This window comes from Arthrobacter sp. 131MFCol6.1 (assembly GCF_000374925.1).
GTDB lineage: Bacteria > Actinomycetota > Actinomycetes > Actinomycetales > Micrococcaceae > Arthrobacter.
Genome location: NZ_KB895557.1, coordinates 16351 through 34160, shown reverse-complemented (window position 1 = coordinate 34160; position 17810 = coordinate 16351). Strand labels below are relative to the sequence as shown.

13 protein-coding genes and 1 tRNA gene are annotated in these 17810 nt (G+C 67.8%); 7 read left to right on the top strand and 7 right to left on the bottom strand.

The window, feature by feature from the left end:
- Positions 1–55: 55 nt before the first annotated feature.
- From C566_RS0119440 to C566_RS0119430, 3 genes are read right to left on the bottom strand one after another with little or no spacing between them, the layout of a single operon-like run.
- On the bottom strand, positions 56–1588 hold the full coding sequence (locus C566_RS0119440) for a putative bifunctional diguanylate cyclase/phosphodiesterase (protein ID WP_018776026.1): 1533 nt from the start codon (positions 1586–1588) through the stop codon (positions 56–58).
- Positions 1578–2084 (bottom strand): DUF7793 family protein, encoded by a 507-nt coding sequence (locus C566_RS22205; RefSeq protein WP_018776025.1) that lies wholly within the window; start codon positions 2082–2084, stop codon positions 1578–1580. The genes C566_RS0119440 and C566_RS22205 overlap by 11 nt, the downstream gene beginning before the upstream one ends.
- Positions 2081–4114 (bottom strand): glycosyltransferase family 2 protein, encoded by a 2034-nt coding sequence (locus C566_RS0119430; RefSeq protein WP_018776024.1) that lies wholly within the window; start codon positions 4112–4114, stop codon positions 2081–2083. Before C566_RS0119430 ends, C566_RS22205 begins: the two co-directional genes overlap by 4 nt.
- Positions 4115–4633: 519 nt before the next feature.
- On the opposite strand from C566_RS0119430, the gene C566_RS0119425 reads away from it, so the two are divergent.
- Positions 4634–6229: a chitinase gene (locus C566_RS0119425; protein WP_051082380.1), complete on the top strand. Its 1596-nt coding sequence runs from the start codon at positions 4634–4636 to the stop codon at positions 6227–6229.
- A gap of 128 nt (positions 6230–6357) precedes the next feature.
- Here C566_RS0119425 and C566_RS0119420 read toward each other — a convergent pair whose 3' ends face one another.
- Positions 6358–7155 carry a hypothetical protein gene (locus C566_RS0119420; RefSeq protein WP_018776022.1) on the bottom strand — a complete coding sequence of 266 codons (798 nt, stop codon included), beginning with the start codon at positions 7153–7155 and terminating at the stop codon, positions 6358–6360.
- A gap of 82 nt (positions 7156–7237) precedes the next feature.
- Here C566_RS0119420 and C566_RS0119415 point away from each other — a divergent pair.
- The 3 genes from C566_RS0119415 (at position 7238) to C566_RS0119405 (ending at position 8300) form a co-directional block, all read left to right on the top strand.
- A tRNA-Arg gene (locus C566_RS0119415) sits at positions 7238–7310 on the top strand.
- Positions 7311–7374: 64 nt separating this feature from the next.
- On the top strand, positions 7375–7893 hold the full coding sequence (locus C566_RS0119410; RefSeq protein WP_231386452.1) for a DUF6314 family protein: 519 nt from the start codon (positions 7375–7377) through the stop codon (positions 7891–7893).
- A complete protein-coding gene (locus C566_RS0119405) occupies positions 7890–8300 on the top strand; it encodes an NUDIX hydrolase (RefSeq protein ID WP_018776020.1) in 411 nt (136 codons plus the stop codon). The genes C566_RS0119410 and C566_RS0119405 overlap by 4 nt, the downstream gene beginning before the upstream one ends.
- Positions 8301–8358: 58 nt before the next feature.
- On the opposite strand, the gene C566_RS0119400 is transcribed toward C566_RS0119405, so the two are convergent.
- Entirely contained in the window at positions 8359–10272 is a 1914-nt protein-coding gene (locus tag C566_RS0119400) for an ABC transporter ATP-binding protein (RefSeq protein WP_018776019.1), read from the bottom strand.
- Positions 10269–11936, bottom strand: coding sequence for an ABC-F family ATP-binding cassette domain-containing protein (locus C566_RS0119395; protein WP_018776018.1), 1668 nt, complete (start codon positions 11934–11936; stop codon positions 10269–10271). Before C566_RS0119395 ends, C566_RS0119400 begins: the two co-directional genes overlap by 4 nt.
- Positions 11937–12215: 279 nt before the next feature.
- Between C566_RS0119395 and C566_RS0119390 the strand changes: the two genes are divergently transcribed.
- The 3 genes from C566_RS0119390 to C566_RS0119380 are packed head-to-tail and all read left to right on the top strand — an operon-like array spanning position 12216 to position 14477.
- Positions 12216–12962: a hypothetical protein gene (locus C566_RS0119390; protein ID WP_018776017.1), complete on the top strand. Its 747-nt coding sequence runs from the start codon at positions 12216–12218 to the stop codon at positions 12960–12962.
- A complete protein-coding gene (locus C566_RS0119385; RefSeq protein WP_018776016.1) occupies positions 12959–13690 on the top strand; it encodes a hypothetical protein in 732 nt (243 codons plus the stop codon). The genes C566_RS0119390 and C566_RS0119385 overlap by 4 nt, the downstream gene beginning before the upstream one ends.
- Before the next feature lie 43 nt (positions 13691–13733).
- Positions 13734–14477 carry a hypothetical protein gene (locus tag C566_RS0119380; protein WP_026266868.1) on the top strand — a complete coding sequence of 248 codons (744 nt, stop codon included), beginning with the start codon at positions 13734–13736 and terminating at the stop codon, positions 14475–14477.
- A 260-nt stretch (positions 14478–14737) separates the two neighbouring features.
- Here the strand turns inward: C566_RS0119380 and C566_RS0119375 are convergent, their stop codons facing one another.
- On the bottom strand, positions 14738–17773 hold the full coding sequence (locus tag C566_RS0119375; protein WP_018776014.1) for an alpha-mannosidase: 3036 nt from the start codon (positions 17771–17773) through the stop codon (positions 14738–14740).
- Between the last annotated feature and the right edge of the window lie 37 nt (positions 17774–17810).

Genomic DNA, 17810 nt, shown 5'->3' with positions numbered 1-17810 from the left:
TCGCTGTTTAACCTTCGTTCAGCCTGACCCCGCCCAACATCCACCAGGCCCGGCACTACAACAGCTTTCCATTCCCTGCAAACAACGCCACGATCTCGCCCGCCGGCGCAGGCCTGCCAAAGTAATAGCCCTGGCCGCTGCCGCAGCCCATTTCTCGCAAGACTTCCGCCTGTTCCGCCGTCTCTATCCCCTCGGCCAGCGCCTTCAGGCCGCAGGCGTGGATGAGGTGCAGCACCGCGGCGACGAAGTCCCGCTGCTGCTCGTCGTCGCCGAGGCCGCTGATCAGGCTGCGGTCGATCTTGACCACGTTCACCGGCAGCTTGCGCAAGTAGCTGATGGAGGAATAGCCGGTCCCGAAGTCATCGATCTCCAGCTGCACGCCGAGCCGGCGGAGGCCGTTGAGCGAATACTGGTCGACGTCTCCTCCATTGACGGCCATGGACTCCGTCAGCTCCACGATCAGGTTTGATGCATCCACGCCGGTCTCCCTGAGGATGTCCCGCACATGTTCGATCAGCTCGAGGTTTTGCAGTTCGGTGGTGGAAATATTGACCCGAACGTTAAAGCTGCTGTCCACCTGCAGGTCCTGCTGCCATTTCCGCAATTGGCGCACGGCATTGCGCAGCACCCAGTGGCCCAGGTCCACGATCATGCCGGTTTCCTCGGCCAGGGGAATGAACTGGTCCGGCATGAGCAGACCGCGCTCCGGGTGGTTCCACCGGACCAGCGCCTCCACGCCCTCGATCCTGCCGGTCGCGAGATCCACCACCGGCTGGTAGTGCAGGGTCAGCTGGTCCTGCCGGATGGCCTCGCGCATTTCCGTAATCATGACGCTCTGCAGCCGGCGCGCGTACAGGAGGGCCGGCTCGAAGACTTTGATGCTGCTGTGCTGCTGCGCCTTGGCCGCGTACATGGCCGTGTCGGCCTCCATGACCAGGTCATCGACGGACTGGCCGGGTTCCGCGATCCGCAGGCCGATGCTCGTTCCGCAGGTGACTTTCAGGTCCCCGACGTCGAGGCTCTCACTGAGGGCCTTGAGGATCCTGTTCGCCACCCGGCGTGCCCGGACCAGATTGGACTTCGGCAGCATGACGGCGAACTCGTCGCCGCCAAGGCGCGCCACGGTATCCGTTTCGCGGACGGCGTCCTGGAGCCGGCGTGCGATGGCCCGCAGGACGTCGTCGCCGGCGCTGTGCCCCAGGGTGTCGTTAATGCCCTTGAAGGAATCGAGATCCAGAATCAGGAGGGCCGGCGGCATCTCGCCGCGCGAGGACTCCGCCAGGGCATGGCTCAGGACCGAGTTCAGCGCCGTCCGGTTGGCGAGCTGGGTCAGGGGATCGGTCAGCGCCATGCGTTCGAGCTCCACCTGCGCCTCGCGCAGCATGGCCGTGCGGCTTTCGACCCGCTCTTCCAGCTCCTGGTAAATGGTCTGCAGGTCATCGGCCATCAGGTTGATGCCGGCGATGACGGCGGCAACGTCGTCGCGGGCTCCCGAATGCGGGATCCGGGTGCTCAGATCGCCTCCGGCGATCCGCACGATGCCCTCCACGAGGGCGTGCAGCCTGGGGTCCGGTGCTTCATTCTTCACGGGTGTACTGCCTTAGCCACTCGACGGCCGCGGATTCTGAGGTGAAGAACTGGGCCGGGATCGTCTCGCTTCGGGACCGCAGGAGGTAGTGGGCAATGACCCGGTCCACTGGGCTCTCGCCCACCAGGGCGAACGCCGTCGCCGCTATGGAACCGCTGTAAACCTGGCGGGCCTCCATGCTGACACCGACGACGCCAGTGATCACCAGGAGCACCGGCATCCGCCGACCCGCGGCGAGCGTGCGGACGATGTCACCGGCGATGCGCGCCTCAGGACCCTCGATCTCCTGGTTGGCGGGCAGCAGGACCTCGATGATTCCGCCGTCGATCATCCGCACGCCGATGCTCCGGGCGGCACCGCCGTCGGCAGGCGCCCCGTCGGTTGCCCGGGCCGCGGCCACCGCCGCCGCCCCCAGGAGGGCGCCGGCTGCCGCTGCCGTGTCCGGCAGCCCCTCCGGAATCCGTCCTTCGGGCCCGGCCAGGGCCTCGAGCGTCATCGGACCGCAATTCGACGGCGGCGGTCGGCGGAGCCCCGGAGGTCACGGTTCAGCCGTCGGTCGCCGTGATAGAGAATCGTTTCCCAGTCGACTTCCTCGGCTGTCTTGGCTATCACGGGGCTCTCCTTCTCTTTCTTGGGCCTGGGACTGACATACAGCCAGTTAACCACCCCGAGGAAGACATCCACGGCGGAGTTGAAGACTCCAATGTAAGCGCGGATCGCGCCCGCAGCCAGGACGGCGTTGACGGAGGCGAAGGCCACGTTGCCCCAGTTCCCCACTTGCGCGTCCCGCCATACGGTCAGCAGCGAGAAGGCGACGATCGCGTACGGCGTCAGGACGTAGATCGCCGGGGCGGCGGTGCGGTCCTTGACCTTGGGCGTGCGGGCGAAGGGAATCTTGTCGCCTGTGACGGCCTGTTGCAGCGATTTCAGCACGCCCGCCAGGTTGACCGGCAGCAGCACGAGGTTGAAGCCGTAGATCCGGAGGATGTCACTGAAGCGGTGCCCGCAGTCGCGCAGGTCGCTGCCCATGGCCAGGAAGTACGGCAGGGCGGCGATGAACACGATCGGGCTCAGCAGCCGGCTGTCGTAGGGGTACGCCAGGAGGAAGACGAGGCCAAAGCTGGCCCACGCGATGGACGCCATGTAGTTCACCCGCAGCAGCACCTCCCGGAACAGGATCGCGCGGCGCTCGGACCGGTGCTGGCGGAGCTGGACCCACAGTTTGGGCAGGATCAGCAGGCCGCCGTTCGCCCAGCGCCGGCGCTGGACCACGAGGGAGCCGAAATCCGGGGGTGTGGCGCTGTAGCTGAGCCGTTCCGGATAGTTCACCAGGGTCCAGCCGTGCTGGCCGAGATCGATGCTGGATTCCGTATCTTCGATGACGGTTCGGTCCTGGATGTAAGTCCGGACCTCGAATCCGCCGGAGGTCTCCACCTCGACGATGTCCTCCAGGGCGCGTTTGCGGATGACGGCGTTGGCGCCCACCCAGAAGGTCGCACCGTAGTAGGTCATGCCCTGGTGGAGGATGTGCTGGAGGTCAGTGGTGGCTCCGGCGACCCGCTCGATGCGGGTGGGGGCCCCACGGAAGGAGGAGTACGGCGTCTGAGTGACCGCGACGCGCTCGTTGCCGGCCGATTCCAGGAAGTAGACCAGCCGGAGGCAGTAGTCGCGCAAAAGCAGCGAGTCGGCGTCGAGCGTCAACAGATAGGTCGTGTCCGGGACGTCCATGATCTCGCCGTCCAGGTCAGGAACGACGCCGGCGCCCACCTTGCGCAGGACCACGCCGTCGGCGGTGGTTTCCTTCTGCCAGGTGTGGCCCATCAGCGAAATGTAGGCGTTGAGGTTCATGGCCTTGTTCGCCTCGTGGGAAAGGCTCGCGTACTTCTTGCGTTCGAACGTTTCGGTGGAGACGTTGAAGATCCAGGTCAGCCGGAGGTACAGCTCTTCGATCCGCGTGCGCGGCGGCGAGGTCTGCTGGGCCAGCGCAGCGTTCAGTCCCAGGAGCACCAGCCTCAGCTCGCGGGCCAGGCCCATCAGGACGAGGTCGACGAAGAACTCATCGACGTGGTCCTCCACTGTTTCTGCAGCGGCCATCGATTCGAGCCACTCGGCAGCTGCCTCATATTCGGCGATCAGCAGGGCCACCTCGGCCGCAGTACCGCGCCCGTGCGCCTTTGCCCGGCTGCGGAATTCGGCCAGGGCAGTGTTGAAGCGCGCGGCCGGGACGCTGAGCTCTGCGGCGATCTCGTCGGTCAGCGCTCGGGTCTTGTCCAGCCGGACCCGGTCACCCAGGTCCGAGGGACGCGGCGGGTCATCGAGCAGCAGCACCACTTTGAGATCCGGGAACTCCTGCAGCGCTGCGGACCACAGCGTCGCCCGCACTACCTGGGGCTCTTCGGCATAGGAGGGCACCAGCACGGTGACGCCCTCGGAGTACTCGGCGAAGTGCCGGTCCAGCTCGCCGCGCGGCACCCTGGCATGGTCGCGGAACCGGTACAGGGCGCCCTGCCGGGCCATCAGGTACATGAGGGCGGAAAACGTCAGAAATGTTACGACAATGAGGTAGGAAACCGTCTCAAACTGAAACCTGAAACCCGCATTGGGATTGTCAGCGAGCTCTTTCAGAATGGTGGAAATGACGTACGTTACCCAAGCCGCCAGCGTTGTGAGAATTCCCAGGCGGCCAAGGATTATTTTGCGCCGGGATGGTCTCGGATGAACAATTGACAGCGGCTCGGAACGCCGCTCTGCCCCCCATTGACGGCGCCGGACCGCACCTTTTTGTTCGGTGGTCGCGCTTTCCGAATCCAAGCGCGGCAAGACAAGCTGATCTGGCATTAGTCCCCATAAGACTGCAAAGTCGGCATATTGGCGCGCGCCTACGGCAAAACCCGCACGCCGCACCGGAATGTTCCGGTGAGTGCCCTTATGATAATGCAAGGTCAGAGGCTTGCCGGACATCAGACACCCCGGAAATTTCACGAGCTGATGCCGGCTGCCGGCGCGTGCCCGGCTGCCCAACGAAAGACGCACAAGGGGGACCCCGTGTCCGAACGATTCCCAGGCCGCAAACTATCAGTGGTCCGGCTGGGTGTACTCATCGGCGCCGTGGTGGCGGCCGCCGCCGGCGGCGTCGCCGCATGGGGCAACTTCCAGGACGTCCGGGCGGCCGAGGCCATTCCGTCCGTTTTCTCGGGATACGTCGATGTCACCGCGACGCCCCGGTACGCATTCGAGGACCCGGCGTCCAAGGAAGCCGAAAAGGTCGTGCTGTCCTTTGTGGTGGCTGACCCCAAGGATCCGTGCTCGCCTTCCTGGGGGGCCGCCTACTCCCTCTCGGACGCCGCCGCCTCGCTGGACCTGGACCGGCGGGTGGCCCGGCTTCAGCAGCTTGGCGGCACCGTGGCGGTGTCCTTCGGCGGGCTGGCCAACCAGGAGCTGGCCGTTGCGTGCACCGATCCCGCCCAGCTCAAGTCGGCCTACCGGACCGTCGTCGACCGCTATCAGGTCAACAGCATCGACCTCGACGTGGAAGGCGAGGCCCTGTCCGACCCCGCGGCCCTTCAGCGGCGCTCGGTGGCCATCGCCGCGCTCCAGCAGGACCGCCAGCGCGAGGGCAAGTCCCTGAGCGTCTGGCTGACGCTGCCGGCGGACCCCAACGGCATCACGGCGGCGGGCAGCGACGCCGTCCAGAAGATGATCACCGCGGGCGTCGACCTTGCCGGGGTGAACGCCATGACCATGGACTACGGCGGGAGCATGCTGCCGGGCCGGTCCATGTACGAGAACGCTGTGTCCGCCGCGGAAGCCACCCATCAGCAACTGACCGGCCTGTACCGGGCCGCCGGCACCGAACTCGGCAGCGGAACGGTGTGGCGCAAGGTCGGCCTGACGCCGATGATCGGCCAGAACGACGTCGCCGGCGAGATCTTCACGCTCAAGGACGCGCAGGAACTGAGCGCCTACGCCAGTGCCCGCGGCATCGGCCGGCTTTCCATGTGGTCCCTGAACCGTGACCGCACCTGCAGCCAGAATTTCCCGGACGTCACGAAGGTTTCCGATGGCTGCAGCGGCGTGGACCAGGGAAGCTCATCCTTCGCCACGATCCTTGGCGCGGGTGTCGTGGCCAGCCCGTCGGCTGCGCCGTCCGCCGCAGCGCCGCAGACGCCGGTCCCGGCCGTCAGCGACAACCCCTCCACCAGCCCGTACCCGGTGTGGTCCGAGGAAACTGCCTACACCGCCGGGGAGCGGATCGTGTGGCATTCGAACGTCTACGAGGCCAAATGGTGGACCCGCGCCGACACCCCGGATAACCCCGTCCTGCAGGGCACCGCGACCCCCTGGCGCATTATCGGTCCGGTCCTGGCCGCTGACCGGCCGACGCCGCAGTTGACGGCACCCGCCGGGACTGCCCCGGCCTGGCAGCCGGCCACCGTCTACCGCAAGGGCGCCCGGGTGCTCTTCGAAGGCCGGGTGTTCGAAGCAAAATGGTGGACCCAGACCGACAGCCCCGAAGCTGCACTGCAGGGATCGCCGGAGTCGCCGTGGTCAAAGCTGCGGGACGAGGAACTGATGAAGATCATGGCCCAGGCGACGCCGACCGCCGCCCCGGCTCCCAGCGCGACGGCGCCGGCGCCCTAAGGGCCCTCCCCGACGGGCCAGAGGGCCCGGGCCCTCTGGCCTGGGCCCTCTCGCGCGGGCCTGAGGGCCTGCACGGCCGGCCCGCCACCGCCGGCCCGCCCCAGCCGGCCCGCCCCAGCCGGCCCGCCTCAGTTGGCCTGGGCCCGGGCGTGCTTGCGCACCGTGCGTTCATGCTGGACCCGCTGGGCGATGACAAGACCGGCCGCAGCGACGCCGACGGTGATGGGATAGCCCATGAGCCGCTCCAGGGTGCCGGGTTCCGGCACATGCATGTCCGTCAGCCCGCCCGCAATGAGCGCCGCCAGGGACACAACCCCGCAGCCCAGGATGAGCCACCCGAGCGGCGTCTGCCGGAGCCAAAGCCAACCGAGGACCAGGAGCGCCAGTGCCCCGGCGGCGAAGTACATCAGGGCACCGGCCACGTGCCAGGCCGATCCCGCGTCCTCGGGCACCAGCCCCACGATGACCGTTCCTGCCCCGGCCGTGCCCGTCAGCAGCCGGGCGGCGGCCGCTGCCACCACCCCCGCGCCCCAGCGCGCGCGGCCGTGCGCCCGCCCCGGCACCCGGCCGCGCCTGAGGGGCACTCCGGTTCGCGCGGCACAGCACAGGAGCGCCGAGCCGAGCAGCAGCGCGCCGACCATCATGCCAAGGCCTTGGACCACAAACGACGCGTTCATCAGCAGGTGCGCCGGCGAGCAGACGTCCCGGCCGGAGAACTCTCCACACGCCACGGCGCCGAGGTCGCTGATGTAGCCCGTGCGGCGGCTGTATGGCTCCGCCCCCGCCCAGGCGCCGATCACAGCCGCCTCGGCCACGAAATACTGCAACACGCTCAGCTTCGCCAGGGCCCCGACGTAAAACCTCGTCGCGGCCACATCGGGGTAGTAGAGGGCTCCGGCGGAAAGCTCGGCGGTTCCTGCAGTCATGCCAAGAGCGTAGTACGCGCGCTCACCTTGTATGCTTATATCCGTGTCCGACCGGACCGGCCCCGGCCGCCCGCGGATACCCGCCCTCGTAGCTCAGTGGATAGAGCACGGCTCTCCTAAAGCCGGTGTCGTTGGTTCGATTCCAATCGAGGGCACTTGAACATTCCTGCCCCGGACGAAACCCCGGACACGGGTCCGGACTTTGACCTCCGCGCCTACCTGCGCGGTTCCTGGTCCGTCGACCGCACCCTGCTGGACCGCAGCACCGGGATCAGCGGAACCTTCACCGGCGTCGTACGCTTCACCGCCCACGACGACGGCGGCCTGTGGTGGCGTGAAGAAGGCATCGTGCGCTGGGCACCCTTGGACCGCGCGCCGTTCACCGGCCCGGCGAGCCGCGAATATCTGCTGCGGCCGGCGGACACCCCCGAGGTCCTGGACGTGTACTTCCCGGACGGCCGCCCCTTCCACCGCATGGGCTTTGCCGGGCAGGCCAACCAGGACGAGCACTGGTGCGACCCAGACACCTACCGTGTGACGTACACGTTCCGCGGACCGGACCAATGCGGCTATCGCTGGGATGTCACCGGCCCCGCCAAGGACCAGCTGCTGGAGTCCGTCCTGCACAGGCTGGAAGCAACACCAGGAGCAGGACCAAGCCCAGTTCCGGTTCCAAGGCCAGGCGTAACGCCGGACGCGGCCCCTGATGCCGCGCCGGATGCAGGGCGCGCCGGATGAACCCGCGCATCGTCGTCTCCGCGGTCTGTGTTTTCGATCGCTCCGGGCGCCTCCTGACCGTCCGGAAGCGGGGCACGGACAAGTTCATGCACCCCGGCGGCAAACCCGAGGCCGGCGAAACGGCGGCCCAGGCGGCGGCGCGCGAGCTCCAGGAAGAAGTGGGGATAGTGCTGGCCCCGGACCGGCTGGACCTGCTGGGCTGCTGGCTGGCGGATGCCGCCAACGAGGCGGCCACCCAGATCGAGGCCACGGTCTTCACCGCGCCCGGGGTGTGGAGCGCCCGGCCGTCGGCGGAAATCGCCGAGATCCGCTGGCTGGACCTGTCCGCCGAGCTGCCCGGCGACCTCGCCCCGCTGCTGACGGACCATGTGCTGCCGGCCCTGTCCGCCAAGCCGTCCGCGGGCTAGGACCGCACAGGCCAGAGGCCTCCAACACCAGCCTTCAACACCGGCCTCCAACACCGGCTCAGTAGCCGGGCACGGCCTCCTGGGCGACCGCGCTGGCCTCGGAGAACTGCGTCCGGTACAGCTCCGCATAGCGGCCCTCGGCGGCGAGGAGCTCCCGGTGGGTACCGCGCTCCACGATTGAGCCGTCCTCCACCACCAGGATCGCGTCCGCCGCGCGGATCGTCGAGAGACGGTGGGCGATCACGACGGCGGTACGGCCTTCGAGCGCGGCGCCCAGCGCCTCCTGGACGGCGGCCTCGTTGGTCGAATCCAGCGCGGCGGTGGCTTCGTCGAGGATGACCACCCGCGGCTGCGCGATCAGCAGGCGGGCGATGGTCAGGCGTTGCCGCTCGCCGCCGGAGAGCCGGTAGCCGCGCTCCCCCACCACGGTGTCCAGCCCATCGGGCAGGGACCGGATCATGTCTTCGAGCCGGGCACGCCGCAGCGCATCCCACATCTGCTCTTCGGTGGCCTCCGGGCGGGCCAAGCGCAGGTTGGAGGCGATGCTCTCGTGGAACAGGTGACCGTCCTGCGTCACCATGCCGAGGGTCGCGCGCATCGAGTCGAACGTGAGGTCGCGGACGTCCACGCCCGTGCCGGGAGTGGTGCCGCCGAAGCGGATGGCGCCGGAGTCGACGTCGTACAGGCGCGACAGGAGCTGCGCAATGGTGGACTTGCCCGCTCCGGAGGAGCCGACGAGGGCCACTGTCTGGCCCGGTTCCACCCGGAAGCTGATGCCGTGCAGCACTTCCTCGCCACCGCGGGTGTCCAGGGTCAGCACGTCCTCCAGGGAGGCCAGCGAGACCTTCTCCGCCGAGGGGTAGGCGAAGCGGACGTCGTCGAACTCCACCGAGAGCGGACCCGGCGGGGAGGCCACCGCATCCGGCTTCTGTTGGATGAGCGGCTTGAGGTCCAGGATCTCAAAGACGCGCTCGAAGCTGACCAGGGCGCTCATGACCTCCACCCGCGCGCTCGAAAGTGCCGTGAGCGGCGCGTACAGGCGGGTGAGCAGCAGCGCGAGCACCACGACGTCGCCCGCGGCCAGCTGCCCCTCGAGCGCGAGCCAGCCGCCCAGGCCGTAGACCAGTGCCAGGGCCAAGGCAGAGACCAGCGTCAGCGCCGTGACGAAGGTGAACTGCAGCATGGCGGTGCGGACGCCGATGTCCCGGACGCGGCCGGCCCGGAGGGCGAACTCGCGGGATTCCTCGTCCGGGCGGCCGAAGAGCTTGACCAGCGTGGCACCGGGCGCGGAGAAGCGCTCGGTCATCTGGGTGCCCATGGTGGCGTTGTGTTCGGCGGCTTCGCGCCGCAGATCGGCCAGTTTGGAGCCCATCCGGCGGGCCGGGATCAGGAAGATCGGCAGCAGGATCATGGCGAGCACCGTCACAAGCCACGATTTGTTCAGCATCACCGCGAGGGTCAGCGCCAGGGCCACGACATTGCTGACCACGCCGGAGAGCGTGCCGGCGAAGGCCGACTGCGCGCCAATGACATCGTTGTTCAGCCGGCTGACCAGGGCCCCGGTCCGGGTCCTGGTGAAGAAGGCGATCGGCATTTTCTGGACGTGGTCGAAGACCTTCGTGCGCAGGTCCACGATCACGCCTTCGCCGATCGTGGAGGACAGCCAGCGCGTCACGAGGCCCAGCCCCGCCTCGGCCACCGCGACGATGGCGATCAGGACGGCCAGCCAGATCACGGTTGAGGCCTCCGCGTGGGCAATGATCTCGTCTACTACCTGCCCGGCGAGGACCGGGGTGGCGACAGCCAGGAAGGCCATCACGATGGACAGCAGTACGAACGCGATCAGCTTGCCGCGGTGGGGGCGGGCAAAACTGAACACGCGCTTCAGGGTCTCTTTCGAGAACGGCTTGGACCCGCTGGAGGCGCGGGTGATGTTGTAGAGGGAGCTCCAGGCGACCCGGTCCATGCTCATGTGGTGTTGCCTTTCGGGGCATCGGCGTGCAGCTCGGTGACGACGCCGTTCTCGACGTTCCAGCGCACGTCCAGGCGGACGTTTTCCAGCAGCCGGCGGTCGTGGGTGACCAGCAGCAGCGCGCCGTCATAGCTGTCGAGGGCTTCCTCGAGCTGTTCAATGGCGGGCAGGTCAAGATGGTTGGTGGGTTCGTCCAGCACCAGCAGGTTCACGCCGCGGGCCTGCAGCAGCGCCAGGGCGGCCCGGGTCCGTTCCCCCGGGGAAAGGGAGTCCACGGCCCGGTTGGTGTGATCGGCTTTGAGGCCGAATTTGGCCAGCAGGGTGCGCACCTCGGCCGGGGCCTGGTCCGTCAGGACGGCCTCGACGGCGTCTGCGAGCAACATATCGCCGGCCAGGAGGCCGCGCGCCTGGTCGATCTCCCCGACGGCCACGGACGCGCCCATGGAGGCGTCACCGGAGTCGGGCTGCTGGACGCCGAGCAGGAGCCGGAGCAGGGTGGACTTGCCGGCGCCGTTGGGACCCGTGATCCCGATCCGCTCGCCCGCGTTCAGCTGCAGGTTCACCGGACCCAGGGTGAAGTCGCCCTGCACCGCGACGGCGTCGCGCAGGGTGGCGACGACGGCGCTGGAGCGGGGTGCCGCCCCGATGCTGAACTGCAGCTGCCATTCCTTGCGCGGCTCTTCAACTTCTTCGAGCCGGGCAATGCGGGACTCCATCTGCCGGACCTTCTGGCCCTGCTTCTCGGAGGACTCGGTGCTGGCCGCCCGGCGGATCTTGTCATTGTCCGGGTTCTTCTTCATGGCATTGCGGACACCCTGGGAGCTCCACTCGCGCTGGGTGCGGGCGCGGGAGACGAGGTCTGCCTTGGTGTTCGCGTACTCCTCGAAACGTTCCCGGGCGTGCCGGCGGGCGACGGCGCGTTCCTCAAGGTAGGCCTCGTAGCCGCCGTCGTACACCGCCACCGAGTTCTGGGCCAGATCCAGTTCCACGATGGTGGTGACGCAGCGCGACAGGAACTCGCGGTCATGCGAGACCAGGACGGCGCCGCCGCGCAGGCCCTGCACGAAGGCCTCGAGCTTGGCCAGGCCGTTGAGGTCCAGGTCGTTGGTGGGTTCGTCCAGGAGCACGATGTCGAACCGGCTCAGCAGCAGGGCGGCGAGCGCCACGCGGGCCGCCTGGCCACCGGACAGGCCAGTCATTCCGGCGTCCGGGCCCACATCGAGGCCAAGGTCCGCCAGGACGGACGGGATCCGGTCCTCCAGGTCGGCGGCACCGGAGGCCATCCAGCGGTCGAAGGCCAGGGAGTACGCGTCGTCGGAGCCCGGAGCGCCGGAGCCCAGCGCCTCCGCGGTGGATTCCATCTCCAGGGTCGCCTGGGCGCAGCCGGTGCGCCGGGCGATATAGCCCGCCACCGTTTCGCCGGCAATCCGTTCGTGCTCCTGCGGCAGCCAGCCGACAAAGGCGTCGGCGGGGGCCAGGCTCACTGTGCCTTCCTGCGGACCGTCGACGCCGGCCAGCAGCCGCAGCAGGGTTGATTTGCCGGCACCATTGGCGCCGACCACGCCGACGACGTCACCGGGCGCTACGGTCAGGGACAGCTTCGAGAAGAGTGTGCGGTGATCGTGTCCACCGGAAAGGTCCTTGGCAACAAGGGTTGCAGTCATTACTTCATCCTCTCACTGCGGCCCAAAACGGACCGTCCCGACTGGGGAGAAACTGCGCGTCCCGACGGGACCAAAACCAGCCGGGCATAGAAGAACCCGCCGGTCCGGACTTGGGGGGTGTACGGACCAGCGGGTTCGACCATTTAGCATAGTTGAATTAGCACCTCACGTAAAATCCCAGCCCCCTCCGTGACGCCCCCGTCACCGCCCGCCCTAATCGCCGCTGCCCGACCGCATGCCAGTAGCCATACTGCCCGCCGACTCCGCAGGAAGCCCTAGATGCCATTACCCGCAAAGGCGTTCCAACTCTGGCTTCACCGCGTTGCCCCGTCCGCGAGCACGGCCGATCTCTGCAGAATCTCGGGGATCAAGCGCACCACCTTCGCGCAGCAGCTGGTGCGCGGAAAAGTAGCCGAAACCACTCTGGTCAGCATCAGCCGCGCCCTGGGCTTGAGCCCGCTGGCGGAGCTCGCGTCCTTCGACCACTATGTGGAGCTGGCCGCCCCGCCGCAGCCACCCACGCCGGCCGAACTCGTCAGCCAGGTTGCCACCATGGACCTGTTGCGCGCAGTCATTTCCCGGTCCTCCCCTGCCTACGGCGGCTATGGCGACCAGGGCAGCTCAATGACTCCGGCGTTGAGCCCCGCCCCGCACGCCACGTCCGTCCGGAACTGGGTGGATGCGATTGACGACGGTGAGTTGCGTCACCGGGTTTCGGCTGCCACCGGCGTGGCTCCGCAAAATTATTCGGCCCAGCTCACGGCCAACCGGCTCTCCCCCGAACTGGCGGTCGCGACCGCCCGCGCGGCGGGCGTAGGCTTCACGGGCGGGCTCGTCGCCACGGGCCTGATCACCGAGGCCGAGGCCGGCTGGACGCCAGGAGCTAAGCAGGCAGCCTTGGATGCCCTTTCCGACGGTGAACTTAGTTCCCTGGCCGGGGAGCGTCTCCAGGCGCTCGGGAAGTCGCTGCGGCGCCACGAGCAGGAGCAGGCACAAACAGAAAAGATTTGGGAGAACCTCGGATGATCGCGATCCTGCAGTGGACCACGCTGGCGCTGTGCTGCGTCGTCACGCTTGTCCGCGTGCCCAGCGTTCTCCGCGGTGAAAACCGGTCCCTGTTCTGGATCTTTGCGCTCATGACCGTGGCCATCCTGCTCAGCATCGATGCCCCTTATCTGGCCGTGGACCAGGTCCTGGGAGGCATGAACTTCGCCAACCTGGTGCTGCGCTTCGTCATCTTCGGCGGCATCTTCTTTCTTGGGATCCGGTTGGCCCGGGGCTTCAGCGCGTGCGACGCCCTGAAGCTCATCACCGGCCCCATTGGAATCGCGATCGCCGCAGCCGCCTCCATTGCGGTGGTGGCGGTCTTCCTCATGATGGACACGGCCGGTTCTTCGGCGGGGCTGGTCGCCGTGTTCGCCAAGGACGGCCACAATGCCGCCCTGGTGGAGTATTACGGGGCCGCCGGCCGCCTGTACCCGGCATTCATCACCGCAGCCCTGTTTCCGGCCATGCTGCGGACCCTGCGCAGCGGACTCCCGGCCCTTGTGCGCTCCAGCGCCGCGTTGCTGGCCCTGGGCACTGTGGCCATCTGCCTCAGCCTGCTTTCCCCGGTCATTCCTTCGTCCCTGGGATTCATGAAGTTCGTCTTCAACTACTCGGCGGTCCTGTGCCTGGTCCTGGGACTGTCCCTGATCTGGCTGGCCAAGTCACTTGCGAAGCGGGCGCCGAAGAAGCAAGCTGGCATGGCCTGACCATCTTGGGGATGAGCAGGAAAGCGACGTGGGGGAACCCGGAATGATTGCAATCCTCCAGTGGGGCACGCTGGTCACTTGCACCGTGGTGCTCCTTCTCCGCGTTCCGGATGCGATCCGGGGCCGGAACAGGGCCGTTTTCTGGATCCTGGCGCTCGCAACCCTGTGCAGCCTGCTCTCCGTGACCGGCCCCTATGAGGCGATCGACGGGGCGCTGGGGGGATGGAACCTCACCCATCTCCTCCTGCGGTTCCTCGTGTTCGCGGCCGTCCTGCTGGTAGGTCTGCGCGTGGCGACGGGCCTGGAGGATGAGCGCGGCTACCGCTTCATTGCGGGCCCGGCCGGCCGCTGGGCCCTGGCTCTCAGCGCCGTCGTCGTGGCGGGAACCTTCTTCCTCATGGACACCCGCGGATCCTCGTCGGGCCTGCTGGGCATCGCGGACAAGGGCGGGCCCAATGCAGCCCTGGCGCCGTTCTACGCCGCGGCCGGCCGCACCTACCCTGCCTTTGTCTCCCTCGCCCTGCTGCCCGCGTTGCTGGCCACCGCCAGGAGCCAATTGCCGCGGCTCGTGCGTGCGGGGGCCCTCCTGACCTGCCTCGGCGCCCTCGCCACCGCGTTCACCGTGCCCGCCTCCTTCGCCCCGGAAGACTGGTTCCTCGCGCAGCAGACGGTCAACTATCTGGCCGTCGTGGGCTACGTCCTGGGCCTGGGCCTGTTCTGGGCGTCGGGGCTCGTTGCGAAGAAATCTGGTAACACTCGCGCAACATTCCGTAAGAACGAAACCTAGGGCATTCACAAAATCATTAGATCGTGAAAGAATCATGAATGTGTGAAAGCGGCAACCGCTTCGTGTACGGAAGTCAGCCGTGCGAAGCAGAGGCAGTCGTCCAAGCGCCATTGGGGGGATGAGTGGTAGCGGTCCGGAAGGACCGCTCCCACTCAGCCTGTTTAAGGGTATTTCCGGTTGTTCCGGACAGTGTCGTCCGGATGCCCCGACAGTGCCGGCCGGATTCCCCTGCGTGGGGCGGTGTCAGGCGGCCCTGTCTTTCAGCGCACAAACCTCAGCGTGACCAGCTGGAAGGGCCGCAGGCTAAGCTCGGCCGAATCGCGGCCTGCCGTCACTCCCGGGGCGTCGACGGGCCGTTCCAACAGATCCACGGCGTGCAGCCCGCGGACCGGGAAATTGGCCTTCACCGCGCCGGTGGACCGCTCCCCCAGCGCTTCGTACAGCCGGACAATCACATCTCCGGAGCCGTCTTCAGCGAGTTTGACCGCTTCAATGACAAGGGCCTGGTTGACGACTGTGACCAGCGGTTCCACCCCGTGCGCCCCGCGCACCACCCGCGGCGCCAGGTTGGTGCGGTAGCCCTCTTCGACGGCGTCCGCAATCGTGGCACCCGGACGGACCGTGACGTGCAGCTCGTGCCTGCCCTGGTCCGCGCCGGGATCCGGAAACTTCGGTGCCCGCAGGAGTGAGAGCCGCACTGTGGTGGTGGTGCCGCCGTCGCCCTCCCGGACGTTGCGGGTGACGTCGTGACCGTAGCTGGAAGCGTTGGAGATCGCCACCCCGTAGCCCGGCTCGGCGACGTGGATCCAGCGGTGGGCGCAGATTTCGAATTTCGCGGCCTCCCAGGACGTGTTGACATGGGTGGGGCGGAACACGTGCCCGAACTGCGTCTCCGCCGCCGACCGGTCCGCCCTGACATCCAGGGCAAAGCCCAGCTTGAGCAGCTTCTCGCTCTCCTGCCAGTCCACGACCGTGGTGATCGCAAGCGAGTCTGCACCCGCCGCGAGCGTAATCCGTTGGGTCACGGCAGAGGACCCGGCCATCCGCTCCACCACCACGACGGCGTCCGGGCTTTCGCCCCGGAGGCCGCTCTCCAGTGTCACCGAACGCGCCTCAACCAGACGGACGACGTTCCTTCGGTAGAAGGCGTCGATGTCCCACGCGTCCCACTCATTGGGCGTGTCCCGGTGCAGCTCCAGGAGGTTGCCGACCTCGCCGGGAGCAATCGCCTCGCGTCCGCTGGCTTGGTCCGCGAGGGAGACCAGCAGTCCGTTGGCATCCACCACGGCCCGGATAATGCCATTGTCCAGGATGTAGCCGCCGCCGGCCTCGGTGACCTCTACCGGCCGCCCGGGCCGGACCGTTTCGGCAGCGGCCAGCGCCGGCACGCCAAGGCGCTCGTGCGGGGCCGCGTTGAGCAGGAATTCCCGGCTGCCGGCGCCGAGGGCCGCCGCCGCGGCGTTCGTGATGATCGCTTCCAGCCCCCGTTCGACGGCGGCGTAGTTCCGTTCGGCGTCCTGGTGGACCCACGCGATGGAGCTCCCCGGCAGGATGTCGTGGAACTGCTGCAGCAGGACCAGCCGCCAGAGGCGCTTGAGCTCCGCAGCCGGGTAGCTGTGCCCGGCCCGCACAGCCGCGGTGGCACTCCAGAGCTCGGCTTCCCGGAGCAGGTGCTCGCTGCGCCTGTTCCCCAGCTTGGTCTTGGCCTGGCTGGTGTAGGTCCCTCGGTGCAGTTCCAGGTACATTTCCCCCACCCAGACCGGCAGGGGCTCATACTCGGCCTGGGCCTGGCTAAAGAAGCTGGCAGCCGAGCCGATCCGCACCTTCGGGGATCCTTCCAGGTCCGCCGTGCGCTCCGCTGCGGCCAGCATCTCGCGGGTTGGGCCGCCGCCGCCGTCGCCGTACCCGAACGGAACCAGCGACGTGCCTCCACGTCCGTGGTCCCGATAGTTCCGTTCTGCGTGCGCCAGGTCCCGGGCGCTGAGGTCGGAGTTGTAGCTGTCCACCGGCGGGAAATGGGTGAACACCCTGGTGCCGTCGATTCCCTCCCAGTTGAAGGTGTGGTGGGGCATCCTGTTGACCTGGTTCCAGGAGATCTTCTGGGTCAGGAACCAGCGGCTGCCTGCGGCCTTGATGATCTGCGGCAGGGCCGCGGAATACCCGAAGGTGTCCGGCAGCCACGCCTCTTGGCAATCGACGCCGAATTCGGCCAGGAAGAAGCTCTTGCCCTCGAGGAACTGCCGTGCCATGGCCTCGCCGCCGGGCATGTTGGAGTCGGATTCGACCCACATCCCGCCGACGGGAACGAACCTGCCGGCCCGGACCTTGTCCCTGATGCGCCCGAAGAGCTCCGGATAGTACTCCTTCATCCATGCGAGTTGCTGGGCGGAGGAGCACGAAAAGACGAAATCTGGATTCTCGTCCATCAGCGCGACGACGTTGGAGAACGTCCGGGCGCACTTGCGGATGGTTTCCCGGACCGGCCACAACCAGGCCGAATCGATGTGGGCGTGGCCCGTGGCCACGAGCTGGTGCGCCGAGGCATAGGCCGGCCGGGACAGGACATCGGCCAGGGCGGCCCGTCCGGCCTCCGCGGTCCCGGCAACGTCGTCAGGGTCCATGATGTCCAGCATGCGTTCGAGCGCCCGCAGGATGTCGTGGCGGCGCGGCAGGTCCATGGGCAGCTCGTGCATGAGCCCGCTGAGCGTGAGGATGTCCTGCTGCAGTTCCCAGGCGGCCTGGTTGCGTTCGGCAATGGCGATCCTGCCGAGGCGGTACTTCGACTCGCTGCCCGACGTCGCTTTGTCGCCGTAGGGGGTGGCGGCGAATGTCCAGTTCTGGGACAAGTCGGGGTTGGCCGCGGCTTCGACGTAGAAGTCGACGGCCATGCCACTGCCCAGGAGCTTGAGCGGGATGTACTGGTTCCGTGGCGAGATCGCCTTGATGATGGTCCCGTCGGACCGCCAGGCAATGCCTTCGCACTGGAAGCCCGGGAGTTCGCCGCTGAAGCCGAGGTCCACGAGGATCTCCACCGAGGTGCCGGCCGAGGTTCCCCAGGCGTCCGGCACTTCACCCCGGAGCCGGAGCCACTTGGTGCTCCAGGGCCGGCCCCAGGCCGCGCCGTGTTCCTGGGGTGCGAACTCCTGCCGCAGGGCCTCGAACACCGGCACGGGTTCGTCCGGCGCATCCCAGCTGCTCAGTGTCAGCGGCACGCTGCGCGGGTAGACGGCCGGGCCGATCCGGTCACGCAGAAAGCGGTCCAGCCGGACTTCCGTAAGACGGCGGTCGTCGTGCAATGTGATCCTCTTCAGCGCTGGGGGTCCGATCGATTTC